Source organism: Trichormus variabilis 0441 (assembly GCF_009856605.1).
In the GTDB taxonomy this organism is placed as follows: Bacteria; Cyanobacteriota; Cyanobacteriia; order Cyanobacteriales; family Nostocaceae; genus Trichormus; species Trichormus variabilis.
Genome location: NZ_CP047242.1, coordinates 704,153 through 719,757, shown reverse-complemented (window position 1 = coordinate 719,757; position 15,605 = coordinate 704,153). Strand labels below are relative to the sequence as shown.

Here is a 15,605-nt window from a genome sequence, read left to right as displayed (position 1 = left end):
GCGTCTCTACAAAACGTTATCACCCAAACTATAAACATAAGCACCAAAGTTTTCATCATCTGTACCTACTATTAAGCCACCATCCGCACCGGGAATAAGTTCTATCCCTTCAATTTTATGGTGATTAAAGCGGTAGAGGGGGACTAATTGGGGACTCTGCCGCCAGCTAATTTGCCCAGAACTATTGCTTAAAGTTAAGTAACCAGCAACATAAATAGCTGATTGAAATGGGCCATTATCTCCTGCATCACTGGCGGCAGAAATATAGACAATTCCACCTGAATCTATTTTTATATCGGAAATGTGCCGCACATTTCCAGAGGGAAACGGTACTTTGAGCTTGGCAGAATTTGTAGATGTAATTTGATATTTATTTAAATCTAAGACTCCCCAATAAACAGTAGATGGTTGTTCTCCTTCTCCTCTGTGCGCCCACATAGCAACTAATTTACCTTCTATATTTTGCAGGGCAAATCCTTCAAAATTACTACCCGGAGGTATTGCTGGTAATTCAAACTCTTTCGATACAGATATAGTTTTTTTATCAGAATTTAATTTAAAGTTGTAAACTTTGCCACTACTGCTTAAAGCAATAAAACTATCTTTTGTGTTGGGAATAGAGGTTAAAGCTTCTAAATCAATAGGTAATTGAGTATTACTTTGCCAACTTACACTCAAATATTCGGGTTGATTTTTACCCTTAATTGTAATGATTCCTAAACGTTCTTGATCGGCTTGTTTATTGTCGTGGACGACGAGAAAATCTAGAGAAGAGTTTTGTTGGCTAATCAGCGCCATACCACTGATACCGAAAAGAACACTACCGCGAACTGGTCGCCAACTTTGTGCTAAAACCTGTTGAGATATGAGTAACAATGATCCCAAAATCAATATTTTGAGAATTAACTTTGATTTTATATATTTCATTAATAGTACTCTTCTGTGGAGAGTGATCAGCTAGGCTCTTGCGTTAAGCCATCGCAGATAACTGCCTAGTCTGTGCAATTAAAACAGATACATTTGCTAAACCGCAACAGTACTATTTGGGGTAAGATAGTTTTGTTAGATTATTGAGAATTTTTTCTATTAGATCCTATGGTATTTTCATTCGGCATCGAACATGAAGTCGCTTTTCTCAACAGAGAAGGAAAGTTGGCAGATTTTGACTCTACAACATTTGCAGAGTTCAATCAAGTCGTAGACAGATTACCCATATACCCTAATGATCATTTGCAATTACGCGTGGGTGATGCAGGCATTAGAAAGAAGCGATGGTATATTGAGGGGTTTGAAAGATTTGCTGATTCAGATGAGGTAATTGATTGTCTGTCAAAGGGCATAGAAATTAGAACAACCATTCATTCTAATATTCAAAATGCCATCACAGAACTATCAGATAGTTTTAATTTATTATGTGAAGTTGCGGCTGAATTTGGCTTTTCACCAATATTAACTAGCTTTCATCCTTATAAAACATCTTTTGCACCCAATCCACCATTAAATGAATATGAACTTAAGCAGTTACAAACCGATCCTGATGATCAAACTGCTAACATTTATATGGTTACATATGGGCCAGATTTAAATATTTCTGTTGCCGATTTACCCCATGAACGTGTAATTGATATCGGCAAAAAGTTAACATATTACAGTCCTTATATTGTGCCTTTTAGTTACAGTTCACCTTTTTATAATGGCACTTTATGGGAAGGATTATCAGTCAGGACCTTTATTAGAACAGGCAAAAGACCAGCAACTTTAATATTTGTTCAAGGAAAAGAGCAACTAATTAATAGTGTGCCAGCATTAACCAAAATTGCTCGCCTACCTGCGGAAGTAGGTCGTATAGAATTTAAAGCTTTTGATAGTTGTGATGACTTCTCTATTTATGCAGCATTGCTGGCGCTATTAAAAGGTTTAGTTATAGATGAATCTCTGCCAGGTAGGGCTACTGTACCTGATGCGGAATTACATAAACTGTCTGCAAAATTTGGCTTCGATGATGAAGGTATTTTTACGAATGCTGCAACAATTTTGCAAGCTGCTGAGTTTGCCCTGAGAGATGATCCAGATATTGCTCTATTAGCACCATTAAAGGTAATTTTGACAAAAAGGAGAACAAAATCTCATACATTAATAGAATTATTTAAAAATTTAGGTTCAATAGAAGAAACATTAAAATGTACCTATCAGACGTAGGGGAATCCAATTTGATTCTCAAAAGTCTATGAGTGCTGTTAGGGTGGGCATTACCTACCCTATGATGATTAAGCGGCATTAATCAACAGCACTAAGGATATTTCAGATATCAGGGATAAATCCCATCAATTATAAACTCGTCATCACTTGGGTTAACTCTTGAGATAAATCAATCACAGATGCTTTTTTTTGGAATAAAACACCAGCCAAAAAATAATATTCTCTAGAATAAAACGCCATATTATTTTTTCGTAGTTTTTCTATATGATTTTTAACTTTTGTTTCTGAGCTATAGTAACCAAATTTTAATGGGAGAATTATAAAGTTACTAACGTTATATCCATTATTTTGTGCCTGCTTAATTGTACTGATAGGATTAGAAAAGCTAGAGACTAAAAGTAAAGCATTTTCATAACCTAAACATAAAAGATCATTAGTAACTGTCGCCCCATCTTCACCACCAAATAATAAGGGCATATAAATATCGGCATCTGGTGCTGGTAAATATGGCGGATTGGCGATTAGATAGTTAGCTTCAGGTGTACTAGCTTCAAATAAGCTGGAGTTGTTAACTACATATTTATCAGTAAGATTATATTCATCAATCGTTAAATTTGCGGTTTTCCACGCAGAGGTATTTAACTCAAAACCATATATAACACCATTGAACTGGTTTCTTAATAATGAGTTAATTACAGGGCTACCATCACCAGAACCAAATTCAATAATGGCATCAGATTGATCACTATTCCTGAGAATAAAATTTTCTACGCAGTTTGAGTAGAAATTAGACTCTTCAGGACAAAAGAAAACATCTTTCATGAGATTTCGCCTCAACTTTAATGTCATCAAAATTCAACAAAAATTTAGACAAAAAATTACTTCTTTAGCGATAGTTTTTTTACTAAAGAAATGATGCTATTAGCGGAAAATTCCTAAGCTCTTAATTAATTGATTCAGCTTGGCGAGTAGACCTGACAACAGCTTCAGCCGCGCGATCGCCCATTAATTTTTCCTGGTCATATCCCAGTACTAACTCCCAAGCATCATCGGGATAACGTTGTGCTAAAGGCAAAGCCACATCGTCCAGCATCCAGCGTCCGTGGCGTTCATCTTCCCTGATGTGCAATTCCCAATAACCCATCGCTGCATTTGATAATCCTAATCTTTGTGCGGCTGCGAGATAATTGCGATAAGCCGCAGGCCCAGCTACTTCAAAATAGGTCAATCCGCCACTGTAACGCAGGTAATAACGTCTGCGTTCAGTCAGCAAGAAATTATGATTGGCACAAGCTAAAACTTCCCAGGGGACTAAATCAAAGTATGCTTCTGGTGTGGTGTTCATACCAAACTCAGCCAACATTTGAGCAAAAAAGGTCGAATGCTTACGAGATAAACGACCGTTGCCGTACTCTTCCAGTAGTACCCGCACGAGGGTACACTGCACCTCATTAGCTGCGCCGCCTAAAATTCGGGAAAGACGACTACCTTCAACCAAACCATCGAAAGAACCGATCGCCAACAATTGACGGTAGCCAGCTTCGCTCATCTCTTCACGAATATAGCGACTAGCGGCTGATAGTGGCGGGTCTAAATCAGCATCAGCACGGTCTATTAATGCTTGTTTGACATCTAATTTTTGTATTGCAGCGACATCTACTTGTGCAAGTTCCCACTTTTGCCAAGCAGCCTCAATTTGGTTACGACATGAGGATAAATAGAGCGATCGCTCATTAGTATACTGTCGCAAATCATCAAACCAAAACAGATTCAGCCGATTAATCCGATAGAGAATCCGTTGCAAAAACCGATGTGCTAAGTCATCTTGGCACTCACGTTTATAAGCCCCATTAATTGCCCTGGAAACCGCCTGTTCAAAATCACTGACAATTGCAGCTTGTCTATCTAAGTTATCGTCTAAGTCCTCAGTTGCCAAAAGTAATAAAAATTGCTGCTCGGCACCTTCGTAATCAGTAGAATTTGTTTCTTTGACTTGCGTACCTGGCCTTACAACCTCGACAATTGGGAACATAACTAAATTGCTTTGCATGGAATCTTCAGTGACTTGGCACAGGCGTGAAATTAATTTCACCCTTAATATCTAAGATTCCACACGAGTAACATTGTCTACCTCTTTCTCCGGTAATAAAGAAAGAAGTCATTGGTTATTAGTCAATGGTCAATGGTCATTACCCATTTAAGGTTTTTCCTCAATTGGCTGGCTGGGTGCTAAGCGTTCAATGGGAATTAGTGCTTCCATAACGGATTTAACAATTGGGGCTGCGACAGTTGAACCGTAGGCGTTGGCTCCTTTTGGCTCATCAACTAAGGCCAAAATTACATAGCGGGGCGATTCAACGGGTAAAATAGCAACAAAGCTAGTAATCCGAGCGCCAACGATGTAGCCGCCGTTAGGACTGGCTTTTTGGGCTGTACCTGTTTTGCCGGCGATGCGATAGCCAGGGATTTGAGCAACCTTGCCAGTACCTTCTGTAACTACCGTTTCCATCATTTCCACAACTTTTTGGGTCGTTGCGGCTGAGAAAATTTGCCTTGGTGCTGGGTGATTGGGTGTGTAGTGGATTTGTCCTTTAGTATCAATTAGTCCCCGGACAACATGAGGTGTCACCAATTTACCACCGTTAGCTAAGGCACCGTGCATCTGCACTAATTGTAAGGGTGTTAAGGAAAAGCCCTGTCCAAAAGAAGTTGTTGCCGGTTCAATGGGGGAGTGAATAAATTTTTCTTGGCTTTTGAGTGTGCCACTGACCGCAAAAGGTAAATCTGTATCTACTGGTTGTCCCAGTCCTAAACGTTCCAGCCAATTGTAGTAAATCGAAGGCTTTAGGCGTTGGATCATTTGCACCATGCCAATATTGCTGGAGTTTTGGAGAATTTGAGCAATATTGATGCGTCCGTAACCGTTGCGTTGAGCGTTTCTAATCGTATGAGAACCGATGCGAATTGCACCAGAATCATTAAACACATCATCTGCTTTGATTACGCCATTTTCCAGAGCGATCGCCACATTCAATGGTTTAAATGTCGAACCAGGCTCATAGAGATCAGCCACCGTCCAGTTTTTGAACAGCGAAATATCCGCTTTCGAGTATTCATTCGGGTTATAAGTAGGTTGAGATGCCAAAGCGAGGATAGAGCCATCCATCGCATCCATCACAATCACTGCTCCTCGTTTCCCGCCAAACTTTTCTAGCTGTTCTTTCAGCGCATTCCTGGTAGCCCTTTGCAAACGACTGTCAATAGTCAATTGCATCCGCAAATCATCAGAATTTAAAAAACCTTCAGGAGCATAATCAGGCATCAAAGCCCCATTACCCGCCCTACTTAAGCGTATTGTTTTCACAGAACGTTCTAGCCATTTCTCTTGGCTACGTTCCACACCCGCCTGACCACGACGGTCAACGTCTACATATCCCACTACATCCGCCACTAAATCATCCTGGGGATAATAGCGGGAATATTTGGGAATCATTTCCAAGCCATCTAAGCTTAATTTCCTGACGCGCTCGGCCAGTTCCTCTGGTAAAGAGGAGGTCAAAGTAATACCACTTTTTCGACCTTGAAAAATCTTGACTAAATCAGCAGGGTTTCTATCAATAATAGGAGCTAGGCGATCGCTTATTTCTTCGTTCGTCTTTTTAAATAGCTTAGGGTGGGCATATAAAGTATAGACAGGGCGGTCAACAGCCAACACATTATCATTGCGATCCACCACCAAGCGGCGAGGCATATAGGGGCGCAAGCTTACCATTTGTTGGTTTCGCGCTCTTTCTGTCAGTTTTGCTCCCTGCAAAATTTGCAAGTTATACACATTAATTGCCAACCCCAGTCCAGCAGTCATTAATATGCCCCAGACAATCAAAAGTCTGGTTTTGGCACTTGTTAATGGCTCTTGGGTATTGGGGGCGATTGTCTTCATTGCCACCTTTTGCGGTACCCTTTTGCGCCTGGTGAACTCCGGCTTTTGAAACTTTCTAAACTTCAATCTACTTGGTGACTTTTGCATTACTCTGCTCAGTTAGTCAGTTGTGAGTTATTCAGTTTTTAGCTATTAGTCTCATCACAGGTGTGAACCACAATACCACATACTCGATAGCTGTTTACATGGAAAGTCCACCTCCATGAACTTTGTTCATCGCCAGGCATAAAAGTGGTTTTTCCCGCTCCCCATATTGATTAATATCCCAGTCGTGGAGAATTTAATGGTTGCGGTTGTTGATTCGCTGTGGAACTAGGAGATACTACCTCTGGTTTCTGAGGTAGTGGAGATAAGAAAATAGTCCTAGCTGGAGTTGGTGATATTAATCCCGCCGATGGTGTTTCTGCTTCCTCAGCCATTTTGTGAGTTAGTGTCGCGTTAGTTGTGGTAATTTGTCGCTCATCGCGTTGTAGCTTTTGTAGTCGGCTGTAACCTTGACTCCACAATTCTTGGGTATATACTGTCAATCCATAAACTGTTAAAGTTCCTGCTACTAATAAAAATGCGGCGATTGAAGAGTAACGATGTATGCTGTGTAGTCGCAGTAACCATAAAGGTAATGCTTTGGCAGTAGGTACAACAGGCAGGTGCTGTGAATGTGATTGAAGACCTCTTTGTCTGCGATTGGGCTTGGCTGTGAGATTAGAAGTTTGTTGTGTTGCCGGACTCTGTACCCTTGTTTTCCCAGAGAAAGATACATTATTCGAGGAACGTCGCTGTCTTGCTGGGGGAATTAATGCGGGTTCGGTGGCAAGTTTAGAATCATTGCTCATTATTGACCCCGGACTAGTCCGCCGCTTTCTTAAAGATGAGGTAGAACCTCGCCGAAACCAACCACCAGTTACAGAAACATCCGATTTGCGAACAGCAGCCATAATTTTTACAGATATAAAATAATGTATTCTAGACCGTTTATCTGATTTTGCTAAGGTTGAACTCGCCTTTTTTGTGATAAGTACACTTAATGTTAGGTAAGTACTTGAGCAAGATAAGCTATGACGCTTTTAAATTACATAGTCACTTGTATGGTTTGCTGACTGCTGACAGTTAAATGTCAACAGCCAGCACGAAAAGATGTGCAAGTTCAATGCCTGACAGCTGATCAAAAAGGCAAAGGTCAAGGAAAAGGGAAATGAAAAGAATCGCTTTTCTATACTTAGACTAAGCGCTTCCCAGTCCCTAGCCCCTAATCTCCAGCGTCTTTTTCAATCCAGGGCATACTAATCAGTCTTGTACATAATAACTAAATCAAATAAATATGTAATATGTGCGGTTTTAAAAACTTGCAATAAATAGGTTATCGTATTCAACAGGCGAAAAATTTTATTGCCACAATTGGTGAAAGAGGAGTTATATGAGAACTAAAATCTTTGGTTTTGCTCTAATGTTAAGTCTGGCTGCATTTCTCGGAGCTTGCGAAGGCGGTGGCGGTGATCAAACAACCCCTGCTACAGGTGAGCCAACTGACACTGGCGCGGCTACCCCTGCGGCAACTACCCCTGCGGCAACTACCCCTGCTGCTAGTCCTACTACTACCCCCTAGATAATTGATAACCTTTCCAAGAAAGATTTCTAGTAAGTCTTTCTTTCATTGGTGGAGGTCATGAGTTTGAACAAAAGTACTAGCCTCATCAAGTAGCAAAAAGTTGTCTATTGGAAAGGCAGAAGGCAAAAGGAGAGAAAAGCAGCAACAAGCGGTGGAAGTTAAAAACCTCTTGGCAAAGAGCAAACTTATTTTCTCAAGCCTTCTCCTCTCTGTCTTTCTTCTATCTGGATTTACTTGGAGCTTATTCAAACACAAGTTTTAAGTAGAATTGTAGTTTAAAACACTCTTAATCAAAGCTTATTATTCAGTTATTTGTTAAATATTATACAAAACCGAAAAGTTAATATGCCAGTATAATGTGACGTTACATATAAAAAAATTAAATATGTTACAGGAATACTACTGTTTTCCGTTTTGGTGCCGAAGCCTTTGAGTAATTTATTTATCTCATAAGAATTAGTAATTATCTAAATTCATAATTAAAAATCACCTCCGTTCCTGAGAGAACACCAAAGTCCGACTATATCTATAAAATAAGGTCAACTATATTTGGGTCGTAGTTAAGTGTTTTAGTTCCTTGGCAATTGAAGAACAACATAAATACGACACAGATGTATCTGAGGTCATTAATGCAGAACTTCACAAGACATCCCATGAAGTGGATAAGACTATCTATTGTCGCTCTCAGCAGTAGCATTTTGGTTTGGTTGAGTGGTCATTGGGGAAATTCAGTCTTGGCGCTATCTCCAGTCAAGGATATCCCAGAAGAAATATTACGAACAGAAATTATTATAGATGCGCGATCGCCCATAGATGGCCAGCCTCTGACTGCGGCGGAGTATGCACAATTACAAGAACAATTACAAATCAGCCCTCCCCCGAAACTTAGCACCAACATACGACAAACTATTTTCCTGACCCGTATGCGTAAATTTCTGCTTCAGTTTTTCCCCTTCTTAAATTTGTGAGAATTGGTCAGTTGTCAGTTGTCAGTTGTCAGTTGTCAGTTGTTTTTGGAATGGTTTAATATCTTATCCCTTTTGGGTGGCTCATAACTTACCAATAAATGTTTGAAACCCTTACACCCCTACACCCGGTCTCAGCAGAAAATCTGGGTGCCTAAGTCCTATGGTTTTTACGTATCTTTTCCCAAGGGTACAAGCTGCGCGAATGCTACTGACTACTGACCACTGACCACTGGCAAAAACTCCATCCCAATGACACATTGTGCGATACGATAACGGTGGCGACAAAATTGCAAATAAATGTAAAGAATATATATATACAAAACTCAATTTAGTCAACCAATTTATTCTACGTAGGTAGCTTAATGCCCATGACCACGATCGCTCCTGAACAGGTTAACCGCATCGTCTGGAACCAGCATCATGATCCTTTTGAAATCCTCGGTTCTCATCCCATAGAACAAAACGGCAAAAACGTTTGGGTTGTGAGAGCCTACCTACCAAATGCCAGTGCAGCATGGGTCGTTCTTCCAGAACAACGGCAAGAATACGCCATGCAGACGGTGCATGATCCACACTTTTTTGAATGTATTATTGAAACTTCCGAACTATCAAACTACCAGTTAAAAACTAAAGAAGGAGAACATGAGCGTGTTTCCTACGATCCTTACGCTTTTCGTTCCCCTCGTTTAACAGACTTTGACTTACATTTGTTTGCTGAAGGTAATCACCATCGCATTTACGAAAAACTGGGAGCGCATTTCACAGAAGTAGATGGCGTTACAGGTGTTTACTTTGCAGTCTGGGCCCCCAATGCTCGAAATGTCTCTGTTTTGGGAGATTTCAACCTCTGGGATGGACGTAAACATCAGATGCGTAAAGGCGCTACTGGCGTTTGGGAATTATTCATTCCCGAAATCGGGGTAGGGGAGCATTACAAATACGAAATCAAAAATTTTGCAGGGCATATTTATGAAAAATCCGACCCCTTCGGTTTTCAACAAGAACCCCGCCCCAAAACAGCCTCAATTGTTAGTAACTTAAATTCATACAACTGGAGTGACGAAAACTGGTTAGAACAGCGCCGTCATACAGATCCTTTAACCCAGCCGATTTCAGTTTATGAAGTACACCTGGGTTCTTGGTTACACGCTGCTAGTGCAGAACCAGCTAAACTACCTAATGGTGAAACTGAGCCTGTAGTCATTGCTTCAGAACTCAATCCAGGCGCACGTTTTTTAACATATCGGGAACTAGCCAGCAGACTCATTCCCTATGTTAAAGAACTAGGATATACCCACATAGAATTATTACCAATCGCCGAACATCCTTTTGATGGGTCTTGGGGTTATCAGGTAACAGGATACTACGCCCCTACTTCGCGTTTTGGGACTCCTGAAGACTTTATGTATTTTGTTGATCAGTGTCACCAAAACAACATCGGTGTAATTGTCGATTGGGTTCCTGGTCACTTCCCCAAGGATGGGCATGGTTTAGCCTTCTTTGATGGTACTCACCTATATGAACACGCCGACTCCCGTAAAGGTGAACATAAAGAGTGGGGGACTCTGGTTTTCAATTATAGCCGGAACGAAGTCCGCAACTTTTTGGTAGCAAATGCCCTGTTCTGGTTTGACAAATACCACATAGATGGTATTCGTGTTGATGCGGTGGCTTCCATGCTTTATCTCGACTACTGTCGCAAAGAGGGCGAATGGTTGCCTAACCAGTACGGTGGTAGAGAAAATCTAGAAGCAGCAGATTTTCTGCGTCAGGTAAATCACTTGCTTTTTAGCTATTTTCCTGGTGTGCTTTCCATTGCGGAAGAATCCACAGATTGGCCGATGGTGTCTTGGCCTACCTACACAGGTGGTTTAGGATTTAACCTCAAGTGGAACATGGGCTGGATGCACGATATGCTGGATTATTTCAGCATGGACCCTTGGTTTAGGCAATTCCACCAAAACAACGTCACCTTTAGTATGTGGTATAACCACAGTGAGAACTTCATGCTGGCTCTATCCCATGATGAAGTCGTACATGGTAAGAGCAATATCATCGGTAAAATGCCTGGTGATAAGTGGCAGAAGTTGGCAAATGTGCGTTGTCTGTTTGCCTATATGTTTGCTCACCCAGGTAAGAAAACCATGTTTATGAGCATGGAATTTGGGCAATGGAGTGAGTGGAATGTTTGGGCTGACTTGGAGTGGCCTTTGTTACAGTTTGAACCACACCAACAGTTGAAAAAATTCTTCACTGAACTGAATAAACTTTACCGTTCTGAACCTGCTTTATACACTTTAGATTTTGCTAGAGAAGGGTTTGATTGGATTGATTGTAGCGATAATCGCCACAGCGTAGTCTCGTTTATTCGCCGTGAAAAAGATACTGAGAATTTCGTTGTGGTGGTTTGTAACTTCACACCCCAGCCTCATTCTCATTACCGTATTGGTGTCCCAGAAAAAGGTTTTTACACCGAGTTATTCAATAGTGATGCTCGTCAGTATGGCGGTAGCAACATGGGTAACTTAGGTGGTAAGTGGACTGATGATTGGTCGATGCACAGTCGCCCCTATTCACTGGATTTATGTTTACCACCTCTGGGAGTTTTGATTTTGAAGATGGATAAGGAAAAAACGGCTAAAGCATCAGGTTCTTAAACAATACATCACATTGTTTTTATCTTAGGGATGGGCTAGGCGCTCATCCTTTACTTTTGTCAAGCATTTCCAAATAATCGCTCTAAAATAGATATACTGCACACAAGCATAAAATGATCCGGCAAAAATTTAATTTTTAAGCATCGTAATGAAAACGATAACTTCACTTTTTAGCGAAGAAGGTAATCAACTTCAGACAGAGATTAATAACTTAAGTAATATTGAAGATGTAGTTAAACTCGTTCAAAATGAACTTGACAATCTAGAAAGAATTTATGTTAGCGAACTCAATATAACTCAAGTGCGTTTAGCTGCATTTTTTTTAGATGTGTTGCGTCAGTCAATCCCCACTCTTGGGGCGGTTGGAATTGCTCAGATTGAGGTAGCAGAACATCAACAAATTACTAATCTAGCGCTTACGTCTTCCCCCAATAGATTAATTTTGAAAGTGCTAAAAGTACTACTTTATGCAGGTATTTTATGTTGGTTATTTTATCTAACAAATACCACCCCAGGCGCATGGATGGGGATTTTACTCGCTTCTGTGCTGCTAGGATTGGAGGTGGTGCTGCAACTTGATAAAAATGGTTCAAGCTTACCGGAGGTCAGGGAACTAGCTAAACCTATCCTCAAAGTAGATAGCACAATTCTTTTAGCTCAACTGAGTGATGCACTCAACACTATCGATTTAGTAGTTGCTAGATTTGCTGACTCTGACAAAGCCAAAGATGAACGGAATATGGAAGAATTGCCGGAACTCTTGAATTTCTTGCAAAGACTTATGGGTGCGTCGTCTTTGAATAAACCCCAGATGGTGATGGAACTAACGAAACTTTTGCCACAAGTTTTGATGTCTCAAGGGATTCGCGCTCAAATTTACCAAGCAAAAGAACCTGATAGCGATCGCACTTATTTTGACTTTGAGCCAAGTATCGACCCTGATAACCAAGATTATGTCACGATTACGCCAGCTTTGTTGAGAGGCGATCGCTTGCTAAGACGGGGTAGGGTAATTGAGCCAGCATACTCGCAAGCCAGAGAATCATAGACAATATGTAGTATGGAAATTTTAGAAATAGTCGGTTTTGATTTGGGACACGGTGAAACAGCAGTTGCTAAGGCAATTGTGGAGAGTATCGAACCGCCCCAAATGTTGGAGATTAATAACAAAAAAAACCAAATCACAGCACTGGGTTGGCATCCTCAATTAGGTTATCTAGTCGGTGAACAAGCCTTAATTCAAGCTGGTGTGACGCAACTAGCAATTACTTTCAAGGAAAAACCCAATAACGATCCCAAATATCGCAAAACCATTAGTACTTTTATTGCCACCTACTACCACCTACTAAAACAAAGTAGGCAAATTGAAACTCAAGACAATACTTACTTTTACGTTGGTTGTCCTTCAGGATGGTCAGTGAAAGAACGTTCCGAATATCGACAACTACTACAACAAGCCGGCATTTCTTTGCTAAATGTTGTTCCCGAATCAAGGGCAGCTTTTATGCAGGCTAAGGAAGCCGGGAAACTAGAATATGAAAAACTTATTTCGTCAGTACTAATTGTTGATATTGGTTCTTCAACTACAGATTTTACCTTAGTTAAAAGCTTACAAGAAATACCTTTAGATTTTGGTAATAATGCTTTAGGAGCATCTTTAATTGATCAAGCTATTTTTACTAAAACTCTCGCCAAACACGAACAAAAGTCATTACTAGAAAAAGTATTTCAGGAATATCCCCATCATCAAGCGCGTTGTGAATTAGCCTGTCGCAAAGCTAAGGAAGATTACTTTTCTAACGAACAGCTTTATAGCGATTCTCAATCCTTTGCCCGTGGCTTTGAATCTATCAACGAACAGATTTATTTTATCCCCCAAGTCAACAAATTAATGATGGAAGAAATATTGAACCAACCTTTACCCGAACTAGGGGAAAAAAGTTGGTTACAATCATTTCACTCAGCATTAAAGGAAGCAAAACAAAAGTTAGACCAGCAAGGTATCACACCGAAACTAGTGTTAATGACTGGTGGTGCATCTCGGATGAAATTTACCCATCAACTTTGTCAGGAATTTTTCCCTGAACCACAAACCCTGCTGCGTCCAGACCCAGAGCCAGAAAGATGTATTGCCTTGGGTTTAGCGCGGGTGGGACGCTGGGACTTACGAGCTAATGCTTTTAAACAAGAAGTCAATAAACTGTTGGAATCCAACCAGCTCAAAGAATTGATTGGTAAACATATTCCAGAGTTAATAGAATCCTTGACCAAGCCATTAGCCGAGGGGTTAATTGAGAACGCAGTTAGACCAGGAGTAAAAGATTGGCAAAAAAACCAAATCCGTACTTTAGCTGATTTGGAAACCTCCATGAAGCAGCGAGCAGAAAAGTGGCTGCAAAGTGATATAGCTCAAAAGATAGTTAACAACCAATGTATCAGTTGGTTTAATCAGAAAATTCAACCAGATTTAGCCGCAGAAACTGACCCGATATGTCGCAAGTTCCATATACCCAGAAGCAGTTTGAGATTTGAAGATAGTATTGAGCCTGCTTTAGTTAACCCAGAGTTGCGTATTGGAGACGCTATCTTAGGCGAAACCGTAGCATTCATCGTTAATGTTTTAATTGGTGGTGGTACTCTCGCCAGTATCATCACTCTCATACTGACTGGACATTTGACCTGGCCTATTGCATTAGTTTACGGGGCTTCGGTAATAGCAGCAGGTATGGAGCTAAATCGAGAGACGGTGAAAGAGGCAATTAAAACAAATGTCAATGTTCCTAGTTGGATTCGTTCTAGTTTTTTGAACGACCGGAAAATTGAAGATATGTGTAAACAAGTTAAGCCTGAGTTAGACAAGGTAATTCAAGAACAATTGACAGCAAATCAAGATGCTTTTAACGAACTAATTAGTAAAGTTGAGCAAGGACTACAAAAAGCTCTTTCTAATAAGGTGCAAGAGGCAATAATTTTGATTCAATAATGTATCTAAATTGTCAATTTGCTTGTGTAACTGTTATAGGGATTAATGTTTACTTTATAAATCATCTTTGAACAGCCACAAATACTTATGATACTGAATAGGGAAAGGTAGTATCATTTGAAGCAGAGGGAAAAAGGCTAGAAAAATGGTACGTCCCAGGATAAAACTAACAGAGCATCTATCAACAGAAGAAATAGAACAAAGTTATCGCCGATGTGAAGATGCACAAGAGAAAACCCGATGGTTAGTGATTAAATTGCTCAATCAACAACCACAGTTGTCAGCGCAAAAGGTAGCAGAGATTGTGGGATTCTCAGGGGACTGGGTGAGAAAAATCGTGCGGCGATACAACAAGCTAGGAGCAAACGGAATCATCAATCAACAGAAACTGAAACCAGGAGGAAAAAAACTTGCACTCACAAACGAGCAACAACAGTGGTTGCGCCAAAGGTTAGCTTCACCACCAGAAGATGGGGGGTTATGGAGTGCGCCAAAAGTAGGGGAATTGATCCGAGTACAGTTTGGAATTACACTCCATGTCACTACAGCTTGGGATTACCTCAAAAGGCTAGGATTTAGTCTGCAACAACCACGACCTCTGCATACTGAGGCGGCAACTTTTGTTCAAAGACAGATGTTTAAAACTGAGTTAACGGAGTTTGTGCGATTGTTACGTTTCCTCCATCCGCACAAATCAGTTGAAGTTTGGGCAGAAGATGAAGCTCGATTAGGCCTCAAACCCATCGTCCGTCGAGTTTGGACACCAGTAGGTCATCGTCCCAATGCTGTGCATCGCACTCGTTACCAATGGCTTTATACTTATGGATTTGTCCATCCAGCTACTGGCGAGAGTTTTTTCTTGATTTTACCCAGAGTCAACATTGCTGTCATGCAAATGGCTTTAGATGCTTTTGCCGCTGAAGTCAATCCTCATCATCACAAAATCATTGTTTTGCTTGTTGATCAAGCTGGTTGGCATACCAGTAAACAATTAATGTTGCCAGCTGGTATCATTCTGTTTCCTCTGCCTGCTTATACACCTCAACTCCAACCGACTGAGTGTGTTTGGTCGCTTCTACGTGAAGCTGTTGCTAATCAGATGTTTTCTACTCTCGATGAACTAGAAACTGTGTTAATTTCTCGTTGTCAATGGTTAATGTCTCACCCTCAAATTGTTCATGGCAAGGTTGGGTTTGATTGGATTTGCCAAATTTGACCTCAGTTATTCAATTAATACTTCCTTTCCCAATTT

12 protein-coding genes are annotated in these 15,605 nt (G+C 40.6%); 7 read left to right on the top strand and 5 right to left on the bottom strand.

The genetic code is table 11. The annotated features are described in order from the left end of the window. Nucleotides 1-6: 6 nt before the first annotated feature. The gene (locus GSQ19_RS02900) at nucleotides 7-927 is read right to left on the bottom strand and encodes a hypothetical protein (protein ID WP_011321289.1); all 921 of its coding nucleotides are present in this window, start codon (nucleotides 925-927) and stop codon (nucleotides 7-9) included. Between the two features lie 168 nt (nucleotides 928-1,095). Here GSQ19_RS02900 and GSQ19_RS02895 point away from each other — a divergent pair, with 168 nt between their 5' ends. Continuing rightward, on the top strand, nucleotides 1,096-2,199 hold the full coding sequence (locus GSQ19_RS02895; RefSeq protein ID WP_011321288.1) for a glutamate-cysteine ligase family protein: 1,104 nt from the start codon (nucleotides 1,096-1,098) through the stop codon (nucleotides 2,197-2,199). Nucleotides 2,200-2,328: 129 nt separating this feature from the next. Here GSQ19_RS02895 and GSQ19_RS02890 read toward each other — a convergent pair whose 3' ends face one another. The 4 genes from GSQ19_RS02890 to GSQ19_RS02875 all read right to left on the bottom strand — a co-directional run bounded on the left by GSQ19_RS02890 (nucleotide 2,329) and on the right by GSQ19_RS02875 (nucleotide 7,074). Beyond that, nucleotides 2,329-3,021, bottom strand: a complete 693-nt coding sequence (locus GSQ19_RS02890; protein ID WP_011321287.1) for a class I SAM-dependent methyltransferase — start codon at nucleotides 3,019-3,021, stop codon at nucleotides 2,329-2,331. A gap of 121 nt (nucleotides 3,022-3,142) precedes the next feature. After that, nucleotides 3,143-4,249: an iron-containing redox enzyme family protein gene (locus GSQ19_RS02885; protein WP_011321286.1), complete on the bottom strand. Its 1,107-nt coding sequence runs from the start codon at nucleotides 4,247-4,249 to the stop codon at nucleotides 3,143-3,145. A 147-nt stretch (nucleotides 4,250-4,396) separates the two neighbouring features. After that, nucleotides 4,397-6,226, bottom strand: coding sequence for a peptidoglycan D,D-transpeptidase FtsI family protein (locus GSQ19_RS02880; RefSeq protein ID WP_011321285.1), 1,830 nt, complete (start codon nucleotides 6,224-6,226; stop codon nucleotides 4,397-4,399). A gap of 170 nt (nucleotides 6,227-6,396) precedes the next feature. Then, nucleotides 6,397-7,074: a hypothetical protein gene (locus GSQ19_RS02875; RefSeq protein WP_041456461.1), complete on the bottom strand. Its 678-nt coding sequence runs from the start codon at nucleotides 7,072-7,074 to the stop codon at nucleotides 6,397-6,399. A gap of 479 nt (nucleotides 7,075-7,553) precedes the next feature. Here GSQ19_RS02875 and GSQ19_RS02870 point away from each other — a divergent pair, with 479 nt between their 5' ends. From GSQ19_RS02870 to GSQ19_RS02845, 6 genes are all read left to right on the top strand, one after another. Beyond that, nucleotides 7,554-7,742: a hypothetical protein gene (locus GSQ19_RS02870; protein ID WP_011321283.1), complete on the top strand. Its 189-nt coding sequence runs from the start codon at nucleotides 7,554-7,556 to the stop codon at nucleotides 7,740-7,742. Between the two features lie 656 nt (nucleotides 7,743-8,398). Then, a complete protein-coding gene (locus tag GSQ19_RS02865; protein WP_041456459.1) occupies nucleotides 8,399-8,713 on the top strand; it encodes a hypothetical protein in 315 nt (104 codons plus the stop codon). Between the two features lie 368 nt (nucleotides 8,714-9,081). Further along, nucleotides 9,082-11,370: a 1,4-alpha-glucan branching enzyme gene (gene glgB, locus GSQ19_RS02860; protein ID WP_041457054.1), complete on the top strand. Its 2,289-nt coding sequence runs from the start codon at nucleotides 9,082-9,084 to the stop codon at nucleotides 11,368-11,370. Nucleotides 11,371-11,518: 148 nt separating this feature from the next. Continuing rightward, nucleotides 11,519-12,418: a hypothetical protein gene (locus GSQ19_RS02855; RefSeq protein WP_011321280.1), complete on the top strand. Its 900-nt coding sequence runs from the start codon at nucleotides 11,519-11,521 to the stop codon at nucleotides 12,416-12,418. Nucleotides 12,419-12,430: 12 nt separating this feature from the next. Then, complete coding sequence (locus GSQ19_RS02850; RefSeq protein WP_011321279.1) at nucleotides 12,431-14,353, top strand: Hsp70 family protein; 1,923 nt, start codon at nucleotides 12,431-12,433, stop codon at nucleotides 14,351-14,353. Between the two features lie 145 nt (nucleotides 14,354-14,498). After that, on the top strand, nucleotides 14,499-15,569 hold the full coding sequence (locus GSQ19_RS02845; protein ID WP_011316335.1) for an IS630-like element ISAva6 family transposase: 1,071 nt from the start codon (nucleotides 14,499-14,501) through the stop codon (nucleotides 15,567-15,569). Nucleotides 15,570-15,605: the final 36 nt, after the last annotated feature.

What these genes read in the sequence shown, in the direction of transcription:
- GSQ19_RS02900 (WP_011321289.1), bottom strand. Translation starts at nt 927, where the DNA reads ATGAAATATATAAAATCAAAGTTAATTCTCAAAATATTGATTTTGGGA.
- GSQ19_RS02895 (WP_011321288.1), top strand. Translation starts at nt 1,096, where the DNA reads ATGGTATTTTCATTCGGCATCGAACATGAAGTCGCTTTTCTCAACAGA.
- GSQ19_RS02890 (WP_011321287.1), bottom strand. Translation starts at nt 3,021, where the DNA reads ATGAAAGATGTTTTCTTTTGTCCTGAAGAGTCTAATTTCTACTCAAAC.
- GSQ19_RS02885 (WP_011321286.1), bottom strand. Translation starts at nt 4,249, where the DNA reads ATGCAAAGCAATTTAGTTATGTTCCCAATTGTCGAGGTTGTAAGGCCA.
- GSQ19_RS02880 (WP_011321285.1), bottom strand. Translation starts at nt 6,226, where the DNA reads ATGCAAAAGTCACCAAGTAGATTGAAGTTTAGAAAGTTTCAAAAGCCG.
- GSQ19_RS02875 (WP_041456461.1), bottom strand. Translation starts at nt 7,074, where the DNA reads ATGGCTGCTGTTCGCAAATCGGATGTTTCTGTAACTGGTGGTTGGTTT.
- GSQ19_RS02870 (WP_011321283.1), top strand. Translation starts at nt 7,554, where the DNA reads ATGAGAACTAAAATCTTTGGTTTTGCTCTAATGTTAAGTCTGGCTGCA.
- GSQ19_RS02865 (WP_041456459.1), top strand. Translation starts at nt 8,399, where the DNA reads ATGAAGTGGATAAGACTATCTATTGTCGCTCTCAGCAGTAGCATTTTG.
- glgB (WP_041457054.1), top strand. Translation starts at nt 9,082, where the DNA reads ATGACCACGATCGCTCCTGAACAGGTTAACCGCATCGTCTGGAACCAG.
- GSQ19_RS02855 (WP_011321280.1), top strand. Translation starts at nt 11,519, where the DNA reads ATGAAAACGATAACTTCACTTTTTAGCGAAGAAGGTAATCAACTTCAG.
- GSQ19_RS02850 (WP_011321279.1), top strand. Translation starts at nt 12,431, where the DNA reads ATGGAAATTTTAGAAATAGTCGGTTTTGATTTGGGACACGGTGAAACA.
- GSQ19_RS02845 (WP_011316335.1), top strand. Translation starts at nt 14,499, where the DNA reads ATGGTACGTCCCAGGATAAAACTAACAGAGCATCTATCAACAGAAGAA.